Here is a 16999-nt window from a genome sequence, read left to right as displayed (position 1 = left end):
TGGTTTTGCGCTGCCATAATTACCGAGGGTTAAGGGCTCAAATAGAGAATCAAGAAGTGAGGATAGAACTTCTCTATATGGTCTTGTAGAACAGAATGCTGGGTGATAGAGTAATCAACAACATAATTCCGACTATACTCATTGGAAATATGAATGTATGTAATGCCAGTGAGAGCGACAAATAAGTATTCCAGCATCTTATGCGGCATTCCATTAATAAAAATCGAATTCGAAGGGAGTCAGTCTGGATATGAGAAACCATGCTCGAAAACGAGGAAAACCGGTTGCCGCAGCTGCTATGGTATTGATGCTGCTGCTGTCCGCATGCGGAGGGCAGCAGGCCACCTCAGGGAGCACGACGGCAGCAGGAGCGCTTGCCGCACAAGGCGTACCCGCTCAGGGAGGAGAACTCAGCTTTGCCCTTGCGACATCGCCTGACACGCTGGATCCGCACCGCAGCGGGCTGGCGGTATCCGTTCGAGTCATCCGTACGATTCACGACAGTCTGGTGGTTCAGCTGCCTGATCATACGATCAAGCCTTGGCTGGCGACGGAGTGGGAAGTCTCGGAGGATGGCCTCAGCTATACGTTCAAGCTTCGGAAGGACGTGAAGTTCCACGACGGTACCCCGTTTAATGCGGAAGCGGTGAAATATAATTTCGACCGGATCCTGGATCCGGCCACGAAAGCGTCCAATGCGGCAGCATTGCTGCAGCCGTACCAGTCTTCGGAAGTTCTGGACGAATATACGGTCAAGCTGAATCTGGCCACGCCATCCCGAGCTTTTCTCGGCAATTTGAGTCAAGCATTACTGGGGATTGTCTCTCCGGCCGCGGCACAAAAATACGGCGATCAGCTCGGGCAGCATCCGGTCGGCACCGGGCCGTTCAAGTTTGTGAAATGGGAGGAGAACGCAGGGATTCACGTAGAACGTAATCCGGATTACAAGTGGGCGCCGGAGCTGGTGACCAATCAGGGAGCCCCTTATTTGGACGGCATCGATTTCCGAATCGTTCCGGAGGAGGCCACGCGAATCGGAAGCGTTCAGAGCAAGCAGGTGCTTGCCGCCGAGACGGTGCCGCCCCAGCATATTTTGACGCTGGAGAAGGACCCGAACTTCCAGCTGCTGCAGACGAACACCGTCGGGTTGCCCTACACGCTTTTTTTCAATAAAGACCGCGAACCATGGAATGAATTAAAAGCGCGGCAGGCCGTACAGCTTGCGGTGGATGTGGATACGATCGTTAAGACATTGTATTTAGGCACTTATGAGCGTGCCTGGTCCCCGTTAACGCCGGGAACGTTCGGGTATGACGCATCGCTTGAGCAGTCGATTAAGCCGGACATCCCAAAGGCTAATCGGCTGCTGGATGAGCTCGGATGGGTGAGGGGCGAAGACGGAATCCGGGTTAAGGACGGCAAGAAACTTACGCTTCGCTATGTGGACGGCACGCCGAACCGGGAGAAGCGCAACGATATTGCGGTGATGATTCAGCAGCAGCTGAAGCAGATCGGCATCGCCGTCGAGGTCGAAATCACAAAGGATATCCGCACGGTGGTGTATACCAACGGCGATTATGATTTGTATGGCAACAGCCAGGTGAACTCGGATCCGAACGCACTCTATTCGTTCTATCACTCCTATGATCCGAAAGGCCAGGCGAGCCTGTCCAGGCTGAACGATCCGGATGTGGATCAATGGCTTGAACAGGGGCGGGTGGAGAAGGACGACGCGAAACGTGCGGAGCTGTACCAGCTTGTCCAGCAATATATCATCGACCATGCGATCATCCTCCCGATTTATGTGTTTCCATACACGGTGGCAGCATCGAACTCGGTTCAAGGCGTGCTGTTCGATTCGCTGGGCTACCCGTTATTCAATGATGTGTCTCTGCAAAAATAGAAGAAAGGGGGCCTGAAGAAGTATGGCTAGAACGTTGACCTGGCGAGTGTTGACCTCTTTGATTGTCATCGTCGGTTCGCTTGTCCTGGTATTCTCCATTCTATATGTCCTTCCGGGGGACCCGACGGATAACATGGTGGATCCCTCCATGGCAACGCCGGAAGTGATCGCGAATCTGCGGCACGAGCTTGGGGTCGACCAACCCTTTCATATTCAGTTCCTTCGTTATTTCGGCGGCATTCTTCAAGGCGATTTCGGCATGTCGCTGATCAATTCCGATCCGGTGCTGCCGAAGATCGTGGAGAGTTTCCCGGCAACGCTCGCGCTGACGGCGGCAAGCTCGCTGGTCTCGGTCATCGTTGGCATTCTGCTTGGGGTATTGTCGGCGATTCACCGGAACAAGGCGATTGACATCATCGCCCGGATCGTCGGTTTATTCGGCATATCGATGCCCACCTTCTGGTCGGGCATTCTGCTGATCCTGATTTTCTCCATCACGCTGGGCTGGTTCCCGGCCATGGGCTCGGATGGCTGGAAGACGCTGGTGCTGCCGGCACTGGCGCTGGGAACGGTGGGAGCAGGCTTCATCGTGCGCATGGTCCGTAACAGCATGCTCGATGTGATCAACGAGCAGTTCATCGTGACCTTGCGTTCTAAAGGCCTTGCGGAGCGGGCGGTGATGTACCGTCATGCACTGCGCAATGCGCTGATTCCAGCCGTGACCATGATCGGGATGCTTGTCGGCGAGATGCTGGCGGGCACGGTGGTCATCGAGACGGTTTTTTCCCGGCAGGGGATCGGCAGAATTATTGCCGATGCCATCATGGCCAAGGATCTGCCAGTCGTTCAAGGGGTGATTCTTTTTTCCGCCATCATCTATGTCATCGTGAACCTGATCGTGGATATTTCCTATGCATGGATTGATCCGCGCGTCAGACGTTCGGCTTAAAGAAGAGGAGGGAGTTCATATGAGAGAGGCGGTCTCCGCCAAAACGGTTTGGCGTGAACGAAGGCTGACGTCCCCTTCTACGCGCCGGCTCGGCCGATTCTCGGCGAATGATGGGTTCTTGTACGCCGCAGGTTTGGTTGTGCTGTTTATCGTCGCATGCGCCATCGTGCCGCAGTGGATTGCGCCTTATGCCCCGACGGATATGTTGACGGACCGTATTATGCAGGCGCCGAGCGCGGCCCATCTATTTGGTACCGACTATTTTGGCAGGGATATATTCAGCGTGGTCGTTCATGGCAGCCGGGATTCGCTCTTTATCGGTTTTGCCTCCGTCCTCGTGGGAGGGTTGATTGGCGGCACGATCGGAGCATTGTCCGGGTATGCAGGTGGCTGGGTGGATACCGTTCTGATGCGGTTGAACGATATTCTGATGACCATTCCGGGCATCCTGCTCGCATTGGCGATTGCCGGGGCTCTCGGTCCGAGCCTGTTCAATGTTGTGCTGGCGGTGGCAGTCTCCGCCATACCGGGTTATGCGCGGGTGATGAGGGCCCAGATTATGAGCATCAAGAACCGGACGTTCGTGAAGGCGGCCGGGTCCATCGGCGCTTCGCCGCTGCGTATTTTTTGGCGCCATGTGCTGCCGAACAGCCTGTCCCCCCTTCTGGTTATGGCAACCATCGGCATCGGAACCTCCATACTGACAGGGTCGGGGCTGAGCTTTCTCGGTCTTGGCGTGCTTCGCGAAGTGCCGGATTGGGGGACGCTGCTCTCTCAAGGCAGAGGATACCTCGCCGTTGCGTGGTGGATGTGCACCTTTCCCGGTCTTGCCATTACGGCATTCGTGCTGTCCGTCAATATTATAGGCGACCGGCTGAGAGATCATCTCGATCCAAAAAAAATCACGCAGCGATAGGAGGACATGGATGAGTAATTTACTGGATATTCAACAGCTGTCGGTTGATTTTAGAACCCGGCGGGGGACGATTCATGCGATCCGCGACGTGACGCTTTCGATAGGGGCAGGGGAGACGGTATGTCTGGTGGGCGAATCCGGGAGTGGCAAGACGGTGACGTCCAAAGCCATCATGCGCCTGATCGATCATGAGCATGGCCGGATCACGGGCGGTTCCCTGAGGCTTGGCGGGACGGATCTTGCCAGCCTGACGGAGGCCGAGCTGAGGCGTTATCGCGGGAAAAAAATGGCGATGGTTTTTCAAGAGCCCATGGCTGCCTTTGATCCCGTCTTTACCATTGGGCAGCAGATTGAGGAAACCATTCTGCAGCATGAGCGGGTATCGAAGCGGGAGGCGAGGGATCGTGCGGCCAGGCTGCTTGGACGGGTAGGCATTCCCGAACCGGAGCTGCGGCTGAAGCAGTATCCGGGGGAACTGTCCGGCGGGATGCTGCAAAGGGCGATGATCGCCATGTCCTTGTCCTGCGGGCCGGATCTTCTGATCGCGGACGAACCGACAACCGCGCTGGATGTCACGATACAAGCGCAGATTCTGCGCCTGCTGAAGGATCTGCAGCAGGAATTCGGCATGTCCATCCTGCTGATTACGCATGATCTGGGGATCGCGGCCGATATGGCGGACCGGATCGTGGTGATGTATGCGGGGGAGATCGTCGAATTAAACAACCTTGTTTCAACTAGCCACAGTAATATGCGTTTGCGTGGCATTAAACATTTCCAGCACCCATTTCATGATTCACTTTCTAAAAGCGATCGCAATTCTAACGAGAACTGCAACAATCAGCAATATTTCCGGAGTGCCTAATGGTGTAAGAAAATAAAGTTCGTTACTAAAAAGCTTGTTTCTATGGATTTTAAAGGTTTATTTTACAATCCATGTGTTGAGCAATTTTGTTAGTGTCGGTTTCTTTCGTTAGGGGCAAACAGGAAATGTAGAAAATAAAGTTTGTTATTGATATTTGCTTTTGTAAAAACAGAACCAAAAAATTGGAGCTGCCGCGGCAACTCCACAATATAAATAATCGTTGTTGTTGTTGTTCCTAGTCATTAATGATCTGGAAAAATACCTTTTGAGAGGGAAGTTTTCTTTTAAACCAATCATTATCATGTTTCATCATATAGTCATAGTTACTTTTTTCCAAGTGCTATCATTAGTTGGGTCCGTTTCAATACATTATTCTGGGCCATAACATCCATTATTTTCTCCCTGAGAAGATTTACCCGAGACTGAATATAACTTTCACTAGTGGATCATTCTGTTGGTGGTGCATATACTGTATTGTTGCTTTAAACAGAGCATCTAATTCAATGATCAGCCATTAACGTAAGCGTATTCAATCATATTCGCTAAAATCCTGAGTTCTTAAAATTAAGGAGAGATCATTTTGCAAACTGCACAGGTAACTATGGTTAGTATACCATTCCCAACAAAATGGGGTATCCGCGCTGATATAGCTGGTAGACCGATCGTTTGGGGAGAACTCATCATTAACTCTATTACTGATAACAGGGTAATTGGTACGATTAATTTTCGTGGTATGCCTATTCCAATTCATGGATCTTGGAATGAAAGCGCCAAACAAATCACATTTGATTCACCTTATGCCACATACTCCGGTAACTTAACTATATTTGACGATCCTCCGATTAGAATTCGACATTTTATTTTGAGTGGACGTCTTATTATGAAACCTCCCTCTCTACAAGCAGGTGAATATGGAACTTGGATTGCTACAACTGATATAAGTCTGAACGCATACCCCATTAGTGGAAATTCCTTGCCATACCAGTATACTGATCAATTGCCTCCTGTTGGAGTCTTTTTAACATCGAATATACTATATCAACTTCAGGAGCAGCATTTGGGGAGATTTCGGGGTTGAACAGACTTAAATGCTGATATGGCCCCGTCTTTCGCACCTTACAAAAGACGGGGAATACAGGAGTACTTTACCGGGCATTCGGAAATATTCGTTGCACCATCTCATTAAATTCCTCAACAAAACCTGCGACCGGCCGTCCTTCTTGCACATCCCTTACGTACGCATTGATTCGGTCAATGAAATCCGGATTGGTGGAAACATATACATTTTGGATGGTCGGATCGGTTTCCCTGACTTTGGAAGCGATTTGATCTTCAATCTCCCTGCTTAACTGGCTCTGCCCATCATCCAATACCGCAGCGACATAAGCATTTCTTTGTGTAACCACCACATTGGCTTGTTTCACTCCAGGGATCGACACTATTTTTTGCGCCGCTTGGTCTGCTACTAGAATGCGATTATCCGCAGGATTCGTATCCGTTTGTTGTTGTATTCGATCTATCCGATCTGTTCGATTTCCTTGTTGCCTCACCTCATTATTATCGGTACATCCCGTTGCAACGATCGGAAGCACCACAAATGTTAAGGCAATAACCATCTTCATGTATCTTTTGTTTACCATTGTAACCTTCTCCTTTTTCTGCTTAGTAGAATCCTTTTTATATTTCCCTTGGATTCCCCATATTATCCTTTTGGTTTTACGAACAATGCAGCCAAAAATGAAAAAATAATCGCTGCAGAAATTCCGGCACTGGTCACCTCAAAAATTCCGGTGATGACCCCGATCCAACCGTCGCTCTTTAATGCCTCAAGCGCACCGTGAACGAGCGCATTACCAAAGCTCGTAATCGGCACTGAAGCTCCCGCGCCGGCAAATTCAATTAACGGATCGTACCATCCAATTCCATCGAGAAACGCCCCCAACACAACAAGCAAGCTCATTGTATGGGCCGGTGTGAGCTTAAATACATCGAAACAAAATTGACCGAAGACACAGATTGCGCCGCCAACTAGAAATGCCCATACAAATATCATCACAAACTCCTCCCAGCTTCTATCGATACGGCATGAGCAATACAGGGGATGCTTTCCCCTTGTTGGAAGGAGATCGGGGATAGAAGCGCACCCGTGGCTACAACGAGGATTCGTTTTAATTCGCCCTTTCGCATACGTTTCAGCAAATGTCCATACGTAACAACCGCGGAACACCCACAGCCGCTTGCACCAGACTGAACCATTTGAGTTTCATAATCGTAAATCATCATTCCGCAATCGGAATATTCGGTTTGACCGATTGGGAAGTTATGTTTTTTAAACAATTTACAAGCGATTTCATAACCGATTTTAGAGAGGTCACCGGTTACAATCAGATCATAATAACCAGGTTCAATTTCCAAGTCGCGCTTCTGGTGCAGCTTCTGGTGCAGTTTCTAGTGTAGTTTCTGATATAGTTTCTGAAACTGTTTCTGAGACTGTTTCTGAAGTGGCTCCTGGTACAGTTTCTGGTACAGTTTCTGGTACAGTTTCTGGTGCAGTTTCCGAGGCTGCTTTCAAGGCGATTTCCAAAACTGTTCCAGGGGAAGCGTCGCAACCACGATGTGCTGATATAAGCTTTGGCATCGATGAGATGACGATTAAGAATAGCTTGGATATTCAGAAGCACAAGCATGATCCGTTCGTAGAATCCCCGGACGTGTTGTTTGCCGTCGAGAATCTCCGAAAGTATTATCCCGTGCATGGGGATGGCTTCGGCAGGAAGAAGCTGATCCGGGCCGTGGATGACGTAAGCTTCACGATTCGCAGGAGGGAAACCTTCGGGCTGGTTGGTGAATCCGGGAGCGGGAAATCCACGCTGGGCCGAGTGCTGCTGCAGCTGGAGCGGGCAACGGAGGGCAAGGTCCTGTTCGAAGGAGAGGACCTGACGAAGCTGGGAGGCACGGCATTGCGCAGGGCACGACGCCATATGCAGACGATCTTTCAGGATCCCTACGGGTCGCTTGATCCTCGCTGGAGGATCGGGGACAGTATTGCCGAACCGCTCTTGGTACACCTTCATCTGCCCGCATCGGCCGTGCAGGAGCGTGTCCATGAGCTGCTTGGTCTGGTCGGGCTTGACCCTTCGTGGGCGGATCGGTATCCCCATGAATTCTCCGGAGGGCAGCGGCAGCGCATTGGCATCGCCAGGGCCATCGCGCTGAACCCGCGGTTTATACTGGCTGATGAAGCGGTGTCCGCTCTGGACGTGTCGGTTCAGGCGCAGATAATGAATTTGCTGCAGGACTTGCAGCAGAGGCTAGGCCTGACCTATCTGTTCATCGCCCACGGCCTGCAAGTCGTTCGCCATCTATCCGATAGGATCGGCGTGATGTACCTTGGGAAGCTGGTCGAGATTGCCCCGAGCGAATCCCTGTTTCTCAGGCCGGCCCATCCGTATACGCGGGCGCTGATCGATTCGATACCGCAGGGAGCTCCGGGCGGAAGCCAGCCGACAGGCGGCATAGAGGGAGAGATTCCCTCTCCGGCGAATCCGCCTTCCGGCTGTCGGTTCCATACCCGCTGCCCGCTTGCAMCCGCACGCTGCCGCGAAGAAGAACCGCCATTGCTGGTTCTGGAGAGCGGCCATTATGCAGCCTGTCATCATCCGCTGTGAGGATTATGGCGGCAGTCCACCCGCAGGGGGTTAATAAGATATGTCCATAAATACGGGCCATTTCCGGGCGAAGACTGGCAGCGGGCAGGCCGAGCTTCCATTCTGGCCGCTTTTGATCACGTTGTTTCTCGGATCGTTTGCCGGCATGTACCACGTCGTATCACTCAATGTGTCTCTCCCAGGTTTTATCGGCATATTCGATGCCGAGCTGAGCACGGTACAGTGGATGATTACCGGGTTCTCGCTGGCCTGCGGGATGATAACGCCGGTGAGCGGATACCTCGTGGACCGTTTCAGGGGCAGATCCATGTTCTTGTTGTCCCTTGCGGGAATTACGGCAGGTTCCATTCTGTGCGCGTTGTCATGGAACATCTATGCGCTCATCGGATTTCGCATGGTTCAAGGCTTGTTCTGCGGGCTGATTCACCCCATCTCCCTGACGATGATTTACCAGACGCTCCCGCGGGAAAGACAACCGCTTGCGGTCAGCGTATGGTCGTTCTCGACGGTGCTCGGCACCGCCATCGGCCCCTCGCTCAGCGGCTGGTTTCAGCAGCATGATTGGCGTTGGATCTTTCTGGTTACGGTGCCGATTGGAGCGGCTGCATGGATAGCCGGCCTGCTTCTGCTCCCATCCCGGTTTACCGCTGTTCGGAAAAGGCTGGATGTGGCCGGTCTTGTTCTAGCCACGGTAGGAAGTCTGGTCCTGCTGCTGCTTTTTGGCAATATACATGCATGGGGGCTGCAATCCCCTCTGTCATGGGGATGCTTGATCATAGGCAGTCTATGTGTGATGATGTTTGTCCGGGTTGAGCTGCGAACAAGTGAGCCGCTTCTGAATCTAAGATTGTTCCGCAATACTGCCTTTGCGATCAGCTTGGCTGTTTCGCTCATATTAACCTTCGCGCTCTATTCCGGTGTTTACTTCATCCCGCTGTTTCTGGAGGAAATCCAGGGTCTGTCTCCTTTCCAGGTCGGGTTGCTGTTCCTTCCGGCTGCGGCGTGCCTCACCATCGCTACCTTCCTGTCAGGGAGGTGGTATGCCTCTTGGGGACCAGCTCTGCTAATTACGCTGGGCAGCCTGATCCTGTTCGTCACGACCTTCCGATTCAGCAGGCTTCATATGGAAACGACGCTGATCACCGTCATGATCTGGATGTGTATCCGCAATGTAGGCTCCGGCCTGGCTATTTCCCCGGCAACAAGCGCAGCGATGGCAGCGGTCACGGAGCAGGAATCGGGCCATGCGTCGGCGCTGCTGAACTGGTTGCGGCAGTTGTTCAGCTCGATTTCGCTGGGCATGTTTACGTCACTGTTCTATGCGCGATTGAACGTGCATGAAGGCAGATTGTCTAACGCTACTTTAGGCGAAACCAAGGAGTGGCTGCATCGGATCATTTACACGAGGAGCATTGATGATGTGTTCCTGGTGGCAAGCGGGCTGGTTGCACTGGCCATCCCCTTGGCTCTTCTCCTCCGGCGAAGAAAGCAAACCTTGAAGGCTGCCGGCAGCTCAGCTATGCAAGAGCCATCGGCTTAACGTGCAACCCAGTCTTGTTTAGAAATTGTATAGTTCGGTCCTATATTCTAGTTCTATAGACTTATACAGCTGGAGTGATAGGATGACAGACGAGTATTTTGACGAGATGCGCAAGTTCGGCCACGAGGATGAGATGAGGTACCGGATATTGATGCGAGGGGTAAAGAACCTGCTGGAACAGCGAAAACGTGAAAAGTCCAAGCTGTTCAAAGTACTCCCGCATCGCCAAAGGAAAAAAGACCTGCGTGTAGGTAAATGGTCATGATGTGCCGCCAGCGAAGCAGACGTTAACAGTGGCAGACAAATCCTATGTTTAAGACTAATTCCAAATACAGTGACTGCCCTGATGGCTAGGGCGGTCTTTCTTTGTGTCGGCAAGTTTCCAGAACGCACGTTGTCGGTTGTTGTTTTCAAAAATGATCGATGAGTTAAAGCCGATACACTTATTCAGTCTCTCCGCCGTTCCGGCTGCCCTCATGTCTTGGTTTGCAAAGACCTGTTTTAGATAATAGCACCATACTGCGAGAATAGCCCAAATAAAAAAAGCCGGCTCCTCCCGCTTGAATGCGGAAGGGAGCCGGCTTAATTACATGTATGCTACACTGGTGCCAGTTCAGGGGCGGGTGGCGTAGTTGGTTGTTTTGGTTCCGCTGGTTCTAGCTTGACGGCTGAAGGCCTGCGCATGCCTTTTCCGCGCGGGACGCACATCGGGGTCCCGTACAACGGGTCCGGAATAATCTCGCACGGCAGTTGGAACACGGTTTGCATCAGCTCGGAATTAATGATTTCTCCCGGTGCGCCCTTGGCCTTGATGCTTCCGTCGCGAATGGCGACGATATGATCGGCATAGCGGCAGGCCAGATTGATATCATGCAGCACCATGACAATGGTCCGTTGCTCTTGAACATTTAATTCATACAGCAGATCGAGCACTTCGATCTGGTGGGTTAAATCCAGATAGGTGGTCGGTTCATCAAGCAAAATGAGCGGCGTCTCTTGTGCCAGCGTCATCGCGATCCAAGCCCGCTGGCGTTGGCCGCCGGATAACGAGTCAACCGTACGGTCAGCCAGTTCAGTCAAACCTGTGGATGCCAGCGCCGCCGCGACGGCTTCCTCATCCTCGCGTGACCATTGACGAAGCCAGCTCTGGTATGGATAGCGTCCTTGCTTTACCAGCTGCATGACTGTCAATCCTTCCGGGGCGGTAGGTCCCTGAGGCAAAATTGCGAGCTTACGCGCCACGTCCTTCGTGGACAAGCTTGCGATATCGGCTCCATTCAGTACAACCGAGCCGCGCTGCGGTTTCAGCAGCCTGGCCATGGAGCGCAGCAAAGTGGATTTGCCGCAGCCGTTGCTGCCGATAAACACGGTGATTTTACCTATTGGCACGGTTAAATCCAGATTTTCGAATATAAAGTCTCCCCCATAGGACAGACCCAATCCCTTTGCTTCCAGCGTATTCATGACGCCAGCTCCTTTCGGTTCTAGAATCGATTGCGGTTACGATACAGCAAGTAGAGGAAGAACGGCGCGCCGATCGCAGCGGTGAATACACCTGCCGGCACGTCTCGCGGCAGAAATGCCGTCCGTGCTACCAGGTCGGCGACAAGCAGTAGAATCGCACCGATCAGGGCGCTGACCGGCAGTACGCTTCCGAAGTTGGGGCCTACCAGCCTGCGGGCCATATGGGGTGCCATCAGTCCGATGAAGGCGATGGCGCCGCCGATCGAGATGGCAGCTCCGGCCAGAGTTACACTGAGTCCGATTAGGATCAGACGCTGCTTCTGAACCTGCGCGCCTGTGCTGCTGGCAACGTCGTCTCCTAAGGCTTGAATGTTCACATTGCGGGCCTGCAGCCAAGTAAGCGGTAGAAGTACGGCTACCCAAGGCAGCAGGGTCATAACGTCCTTATCCCAGGACATACCGTAAATGCTGCCTGCCATAAAAGTAAGGGAGCGGTCGGCCAGCTGCAGCGGTCCGGATATGATCAGCATGTAGGAGATCGATTTGATGGCAGCCGATACTCCGATCCCGATTAGGACGAGCCGCAGCGGCGATACGCCATTTTTCCAGGCTAGCACGTACAATAGACCGGTAATGAAAAAGGCACCAAGGATGGCGAATAGCGGCATCCAATGGATCGATACGGTGCCCGTAAATATGAAGATGAAGAGAACCGCCCCAAGCGATGCTCCCTCCGTTATGCCGATGACATCGGGGGAGGCCAGGGGATTGCGGATGACGCCCTGCAGAATAGCTCCCGCCACCGCGAGAGCGGCGCCGATCAGCACGGCGATAATAATTCGAGGCAGCCTTAGCTGCATGACGATGACCTGCTCCATGGGCGGAGCATCGCCGAACAATGCCTTTATGACATGAAGCGGCGAAACAAACTGGCTTCCTGTTCCTGTGCTAATAATCATGGCGGCGATGCAAAGCACGAATAGGATTAGGCATACCCATAGTGTTCTTCTCTCCAGCATAAACGATACTTTCGCGTTCCTGGAGCGGAATATGCGGTGTTTACTCATTGTGCTCGTCTTCCTTTCCTGGCTATGTACACGAAGAACGGCACGCCGATGATTGCGGTCATCACGCCAACCGGGACTTCCTTCGGCATGGCAATATATCGGGAACCGAGATCGGCCGTCACCAGCAAAAGTGCGCCCAGCACCGCGCTGTAAGGCAGAATCCAGCGATAATCATTTCCTATTAAATACCGAACGATATGCGGGATGATGATTCCGACGAATGCGATAGGTCCAGCAGCGGCAACGGAACCTCCAGCCAGCAATATAACGGCCGCTGCCGCTAACAGCTTAATGAGGGCTGTTTTTTGCCCAAGGCTCTGGGCGATGTCGTCACCCATGGAGAGGGCGTTCAGATGACGGCCCAGCAGGAGTGCAGCCAGCATGCCAACGGTCATGTACGGCCACACGGCTGCGAGTTGGTTCAAATCGCGTCCGGCTACCGAACCGACCAGCCATACCAGCACCTGGTCGAACATTTTGCCATCGGAGAGCATCAATCCCTGCGTCAGGGAATGGAAGAAGGCGGCTATGGAGGCACCCGCGAGGGTGATTTTTACCGGCGTCATGCCGTCCCTGCCGATGCTGCCCAGGAAAAACACAATACCGCCGCTTACCGCGGCTCCGATCAGAGCGACCCAGGTAAGGGATTGGAGTCCGCTGATGCCCAGCCAACCCGCCGACATAATAATGAAGAAGGCCGCACCGGAGTTTACGCCCAGCGTGCTGGGCGATGCAATCGGATTGCGCGTGATGACTTGCATGAGCGCACCCGCAACAGCCAGGGATGCTCCCACGGCAAGCGCAATGAGCGCCCGGGGCAGTCTTGCCGTGAGAATGATCAGATGCTCGTTGCTCCCGTTGAAGTGAGTGAACGATTCCCATACCTGATGAAGAGGTATGTTCGTTACTCCAAATGCGATGCTGCCCATGACGGCAGCAGCTAGCGCCAATAGCGATATGAATAGTCCGAATACGCGCATATATACTCACTTTCTTAAGTCCATGAATAATTAAGTTCATATGAATTTTAGGTGAAGGGACCCCATCTGTCAATGAGCTTGATAATCATTCTCATAAATATCTTGATATTTTTCATGAAACCCTTTATAGTTTTGAATCAGTGATTGATAATGATTTTCAAGTAGAGGGATATGACACAAGGGGGATTTAGATAGGAATGGGAAAAAAAGTGGCACATAAACCAACGAGAGGCCTAAAGTTTAGCTTGCTGGCTCTGATCATGATCGTGATTCTTGCCGGGTGCGGAGCAAGCCCCGCAAAAGAAAATGCAAACAATGGGGGCAGCGACACAACGAAAACCGCAGAGGGCAACAGCGGCGCTGCAGCCGGCGGCGAATCGTATGAAGTTACGCATGCCATGGGGACGGAGACGATCAAGGGAACGCCTCAAAAGGTTGTCGTCCTTACGAACGAAGGAACCGAGGCGCTTCTCGCATTGGGCGTGAAGCCTGTAGGTGCCGTTAGATCCTGGACAGGCGACCCATGGTATCCGCATATTAAAGACCAGATGGAAGGCGTTACCGTTGTCGGGGAAGAGAGCCAGCCGAACATCGAGCTGATCGCCGGCCTGCAGCCGGACCTGATTATCGGCAACAAGATGCGTCAGGAGAAAGTATACGAGCAATTGAAGGCGATCGCGCCGACTGTTTTTGCTGAGGATCTTCGCGGCGAGTGGCAGAACAATTTTGAGCTGTATGCCAAAGCGCTGAACAAGGTATCCGAAGGCGAAGAGCTATTGGCTGCATACGACAAGCGGATTCAGGATTTCAAAGAGAAGGCCGGAAGCAAGCTGGATGAGACCGTCTCCGTGGTCCGTTTCATGGCTGGCAAGACGCGCGTGTACCATACCAATACCTTCTCGGGCGTTATTTTCGATAAAATCGGCATTGCCCGCAACGATATGACCAAGAACGCCAAGGACGATTTCGTTGACGAGATCACGAAGGAGCGTTTACCTGAGGTGGAAGCCGACAGACTATTCTACTTCACCTATGAAACCGGGGATGGCGGCGCCAACCAAACCGAGCAGGAATGGATCAACGATCCACTGTGGAAAAACCTGAACGTCGTTAAGAACGGCCAGGCCCACAAAGTGGACGATGCCATCTGGAATACAGCAGGCGGCATCCTGGCAGCGAATTTGATGATTGACCAGCTTCAGGAGTTTTACGGCATTCAGTAATGAATGAAGACGAATGCAGCAGGCTAGTATTGTCGTATAGCGGATGATGCTAGGAAAAAGCAAAAAAAGGAGGCATCCCTCAAGATCTAAGATCTTTTGGAATGCCTCCTTTTTTGTATCGCAGCGTGGATAGTATCGCAGCGTAGGCAGTATCGCTGCGTCGGCAGCAACGCAGCATCGCTAGCGACGCGCGTAGGCAGTATCGCTGCGTCGGCAGCATCGCCGCTATGCAGCGTGGCCAGTATCGCTGCGTGTGCAGCACCACCGCCTCACCGCTTATGTAGCTACGTGCACACCACTCACCGGCACAGCTTTGCCAGCTCCGTTCTTCGTACCGCTTCCCCTGACCTGTTAACGGACACCAGTTCCCTTATTTGCCTGATTCGGGCCCAATTCTTAAATCTAACGGACACAGGATCCCTTATTACCGCAATAAGGTGCCTATTTGCCATCATATTCTAGAAATAACGTATCTGGGGTCCGTTAGCACTCGAAAATTACGCCTTTTCAGCTAAATAACGTATCCTCAGTCCGTTTGCCTCGAGCAAGTCGCACTAAAACTAGTAGTCGCATCAAGACCAGTACCACCAAGCCCAGCAGTACCACCAAGCCCAGCAGTAGTTCCAATACAGCAGTAGCAACAATACCAGCAGTAGCTCCAATAATAGCAGGCAGCACCAAGCCCAGCAGTAGCACCAATACAGCAGTAGCACCAATACAGCAGTAGCACCAATACAGCAGTAGCATCAATACCAGCAGTAGCACTAAGACCAGCAGTAGCCTAGAAGTAGCATCAATCCCAGTAGTTAGCACCAAGGCCACCTGTTAACGGACACCAGTTCCCTTATTTGCCTGATTCGCCTCCGATTCCTAAACTTAACGGACACAGGATCCCTTATTACCTCAATAAGGTGCCTATTTGTCATCATATTCTATGAATAACGTATCTGGTGTCCGTTAGCTCTCGAAAATTACGCCTTTTCAGCTAAATAACGTATCCTCAGTCCGCTTGCTTCGAGTAAGTGGCACTAAAACTAGTAGCCGCATCAAGACCAGTAGCACCAATCCCAGCAGTAGCACCAAATACCAGCAGTAGCATCAATACCAGCAGTAGCACCAAGATCAGCAGTAGCACCAAGATCAGCAGTAGCCTCAATACCTGCAGTTAGCATCAAGGCCCCTGTTAACGGACACCAGTTCCCTTATTTGCCTAATTCGATCCCAATTCTTAAAACTAACGGACACAGGATCCCTTATTACCGCAAAAAGGTGCCTATTTACCATCATATTCTAGAAATAGCGTATCTGGTGTCCGTTAGCTCTCGAAAATTACGCCTTTTCAGTTAAATAACGTATCCCCAGTACGCTTGCCCTCCGAGCAGTCGCACTAAGACTAGTAGCCGCATCAAGATCAGTAATAGCACCAAGCCCAGCAGTAACACCAATACAGCAGTAGCATCAATACCAACAGTAGCATCAATACCAGCAGTAGCACCAATCCCAGCAGTAGCACCAATCCCAGTAGCATCAATCCCAGTAGCATCAATCCCAGCAGTCGCACCAATCCCAGCAGTAGCATCAATCCCAGTAGCATCAATCCCAGCAGTCGCACCAATCCCAGCAGTCGCACCAATCCCAGCAGCAGCTACATACTCTGTGTTCACCCAGTTTCTACCTCTAAACCATAGCTACTCTGAGTTACCCGGTCCCTACATCGATCATAATCGACAGCCATCCACGCTACCCCCGGGAACCGAACCACCCATGTTCTCCCTGAAATAACGCTTTTGCTTCCCTTCACCTTGTTACGAAATCTTCACCACGATTTCCGCTCCGGCAACATAGGTCATTGCTTTCATGTAATCCGTGTCCTGGGCGCGTCGTTCCATCTCCTCGGGCGTCAGGTCCTCCAATCGCGTCTGAATCCACCATAAGTTGCCGAACGGGTCCCGTACCCGTCCCACCCGGTCGCCGAAGAACAAACTCGTTGGCTCCGTCACCGAGACGGCTCCTGCGGCGAGCGCTTGCTGGTAAGCAGCATCGCAATCCTCAACATATAAGCGGAGGTACGCCGGGCTATCCGGCCATTCCGGCTTCGCGTCAAACATCATGACGACGGCATCCCCGATTCGCACCTCGGCATGGCCGATGACACCATCGCCAACATAGACGCGGGCTAACTCTTCGGCTTGAAAAGCCTGCTCCAGGAATTCAATCAGCGCTGTGGAGTTTCTTGAGATAATCCATGGTGTCACGGAGGTGTAGCCATCCGGAATGGGGTTAACCGCTTTTGATGGGTTCGTCATAAATAAGCTCGCTCCTTTAAACTTCATTTTTTTGAATAACGTTTATGTACTCATTATGTAGGGGAATACATGACAACCCAGCGTCAGTGTTTCTGAAACAAGTGTTGGGTAGCCGGCG

17 protein-coding genes and 1 pseudogene are annotated in these 16999 nt (G+C 52.1%); 9 read left to right on the top strand and 9 right to left on the bottom strand.

What is annotated here, in order from left to right:
• Nucleotides 1–250: 250 nt before the first annotated feature.
• The 5 genes from ACPV3A_RS08190 (at nt 251) to ACPV3A_RS08170 (ending at nt 5711) form a co-directional block, all read left to right on the top strand.
• A complete protein-coding gene (locus ACPV3A_RS08190) occupies nt 251–1903 on the top strand; it encodes an ABC transporter substrate-binding protein (protein ID WP_426198821.1) in 1653 nt (550 codons plus the stop codon).
• A 22-nt stretch (nt 1904–1925) separates the two neighbouring features.
• Nucleotides 1926–2852: an ABC transporter permease gene (locus tag ACPV3A_RS08185; protein ID WP_194541165.1), complete on the top strand. Its 927-nt coding sequence runs from the start codon at nt 1926–1928 to the stop codon at nt 2850–2852.
• 19 nt (nt 2853–2871) lie between these two features.
• Nucleotides 2872–3768, top strand: coding sequence for an ABC transporter permease (locus tag ACPV3A_RS08180; protein WP_426198818.1), 897 nt, complete (start codon nt 2872–2874; stop codon nt 3766–3768).
• A gap of 10 nt (nt 3769–3778) precedes the next feature.
• Complete coding sequence (locus tag ACPV3A_RS08175) at nt 3779–4633, top strand: ABC transporter ATP-binding protein (RefSeq protein ID WP_426198816.1); 855 nt, start codon at nt 3779–3781, stop codon at nt 4631–4633.
• Nucleotides 4634–5213: 580 nt separating this feature from the next.
• The gene (locus tag ACPV3A_RS08170) at nt 5214–5711 is read left to right on the top strand and encodes a hypothetical protein (protein WP_426198814.1); all 498 of its coding nucleotides are present in this window, start codon (nt 5214–5216) and stop codon (nt 5709–5711) included.
• A 67-nt stretch (nt 5712–5778) separates the two neighbouring features.
• Here the strand turns inward: ACPV3A_RS08170 and ACPV3A_RS08165 are convergent, their stop codons facing one another.
• From ACPV3A_RS08165 to ACPV3A_RS08155, 3 genes and pseudogenes are all read right to left on the bottom strand, one after another.
• Nucleotides 5779–6273, bottom strand: a complete 495-nt coding sequence (locus ACPV3A_RS08165) for a YhcN/YlaJ family sporulation lipoprotein (RefSeq protein WP_268633785.1) — start codon at nt 6271–6273, stop codon at nt 5779–5781.
• A 62-nt stretch (nt 6274–6335) separates the two neighbouring features.
• Nucleotides 6336–6686, bottom strand: coding sequence for a stage V sporulation protein AE (gene spoVAE, locus ACPV3A_RS08160; protein ID WP_426198811.1), 351 nt, complete (start codon nt 6684–6686; stop codon nt 6336–6338).
• Nucleotides 6686–7054: pseudogene (locus ACPV3A_RS08155) on the bottom strand (stage V sporulation protein AD); the annotation flags it as partial. The gene spoVAE and the pseudogene ACPV3A_RS08155, both read right to left, overlap by 1 nt.
• A gap of 224 nt (nt 7055–7278) precedes the next feature.
• On the opposite strand from ACPV3A_RS08155, the gene ACPV3A_RS08150 reads away from it, so the two are divergent.
• The 3 genes from ACPV3A_RS08150 (at nt 7279) to ACPV3A_RS08140 (ending at nt 10106) form a co-directional block, all read left to right on the top strand.
• Complete coding sequence (locus tag ACPV3A_RS08150; protein WP_426198809.1) at nt 7279–8301, top strand: ABC transporter ATP-binding protein; 1023 nt, start codon at nt 7279–7281, stop codon at nt 8299–8301.
• Between the two features lie 40 nt (nt 8302–8341).
• Nucleotides 8342–9841, top strand: coding sequence for a DHA2 family efflux MFS transporter permease subunit (locus tag ACPV3A_RS08145; protein WP_426198807.1), 1500 nt, complete (start codon nt 8342–8344; stop codon nt 9839–9841).
• 82 nt (nt 9842–9923) lie between these two features.
• Nucleotides 9924–10106 (top strand): hypothetical protein, encoded by a 183-nt coding sequence (locus tag ACPV3A_RS08140; RefSeq protein ID WP_113060721.1) that lies wholly within the window; start codon nt 9924–9926, stop codon nt 10104–10106.
• A 332-nt stretch (nt 10107–10438) separates the two neighbouring features.
• Here ACPV3A_RS08140 and ACPV3A_RS08135 read toward each other — a convergent pair whose 3' ends face one another.
• From ACPV3A_RS08135 to ACPV3A_RS08125, 3 genes are read right to left on the bottom strand one after another with little or no spacing between them, the layout of a single operon-like run.
• Complete coding sequence (locus ACPV3A_RS08135; RefSeq protein ID WP_426198804.1) at nt 10439–11305, bottom strand: ABC transporter ATP-binding protein; 867 nt, start codon at nt 11303–11305, stop codon at nt 10439–10441.
• Nucleotides 11306–11325: 20 nt separating this feature from the next.
• Nucleotides 11326–12372: a FecCD family ABC transporter permease gene (locus ACPV3A_RS08130; protein ID WP_426198802.1), complete on the bottom strand. Its 1047-nt coding sequence runs from the start codon at nt 12370–12372 to the stop codon at nt 11326–11328.
• Nucleotides 12369–13352, bottom strand: coding sequence for a FecCD family ABC transporter permease (locus tag ACPV3A_RS08125; RefSeq protein WP_216533128.1), 984 nt, complete (start codon nt 13350–13352; stop codon nt 12369–12371). The genes ACPV3A_RS08130 and ACPV3A_RS08125 overlap by 4 nt, the downstream gene beginning before the upstream one ends.
• 197 nt (nt 13353–13549) lie before the next feature.
• On the opposite strand from ACPV3A_RS08125, the gene ACPV3A_RS08120 reads away from it, so the two are divergent.
• On the top strand, nt 13550–14575 hold the full coding sequence (locus ACPV3A_RS08120; protein WP_220686397.1) for an ABC transporter substrate-binding protein: 1026 nt from the start codon (nt 13550–13552) through the stop codon (nt 14573–14575).
• A gap of 507 nt (nt 14576–15082) precedes the next feature.
• Here ACPV3A_RS08120 and ACPV3A_RS08115 read toward each other — a convergent pair.
• The 3 genes from ACPV3A_RS08115 to ACPV3A_RS08105 form a co-directional block, all read right to left on the bottom strand.
• Entirely contained in the window at nt 15083–15397 is a 315-nt protein-coding gene (locus tag ACPV3A_RS08115; protein WP_194541172.1) for a hypothetical protein, read from the bottom strand.
• Nucleotides 15398–15918: 521 nt separating this feature from the next.
• Nucleotides 15919–16239, bottom strand: a complete 321-nt coding sequence (locus tag ACPV3A_RS08110; protein WP_426198799.1) for a hypothetical protein — start codon at nt 16237–16239, stop codon at nt 15919–15921.
• Between the two features lie 141 nt (nt 16240–16380).
• Entirely contained in the window at nt 16381–16881 is a 501-nt protein-coding gene (locus tag ACPV3A_RS08105) for a VOC family protein (RefSeq protein ID WP_426198797.1), read from the bottom strand.
• Between the last annotated feature and the right edge of the window lie 118 nt (nt 16882–16999).

Source organism: Paenibacillus sp. Dod16, from assembly GCF_049893405.1.
GTDB lineage: Bacteria > Bacillota > Bacilli > Paenibacillales > Paenibacillaceae > Paenibacillus_AQ.
Note: the sequence above shows the minus strand (reverse complement) of the source record. Positions and strands in the feature narration are given on the sequence as shown.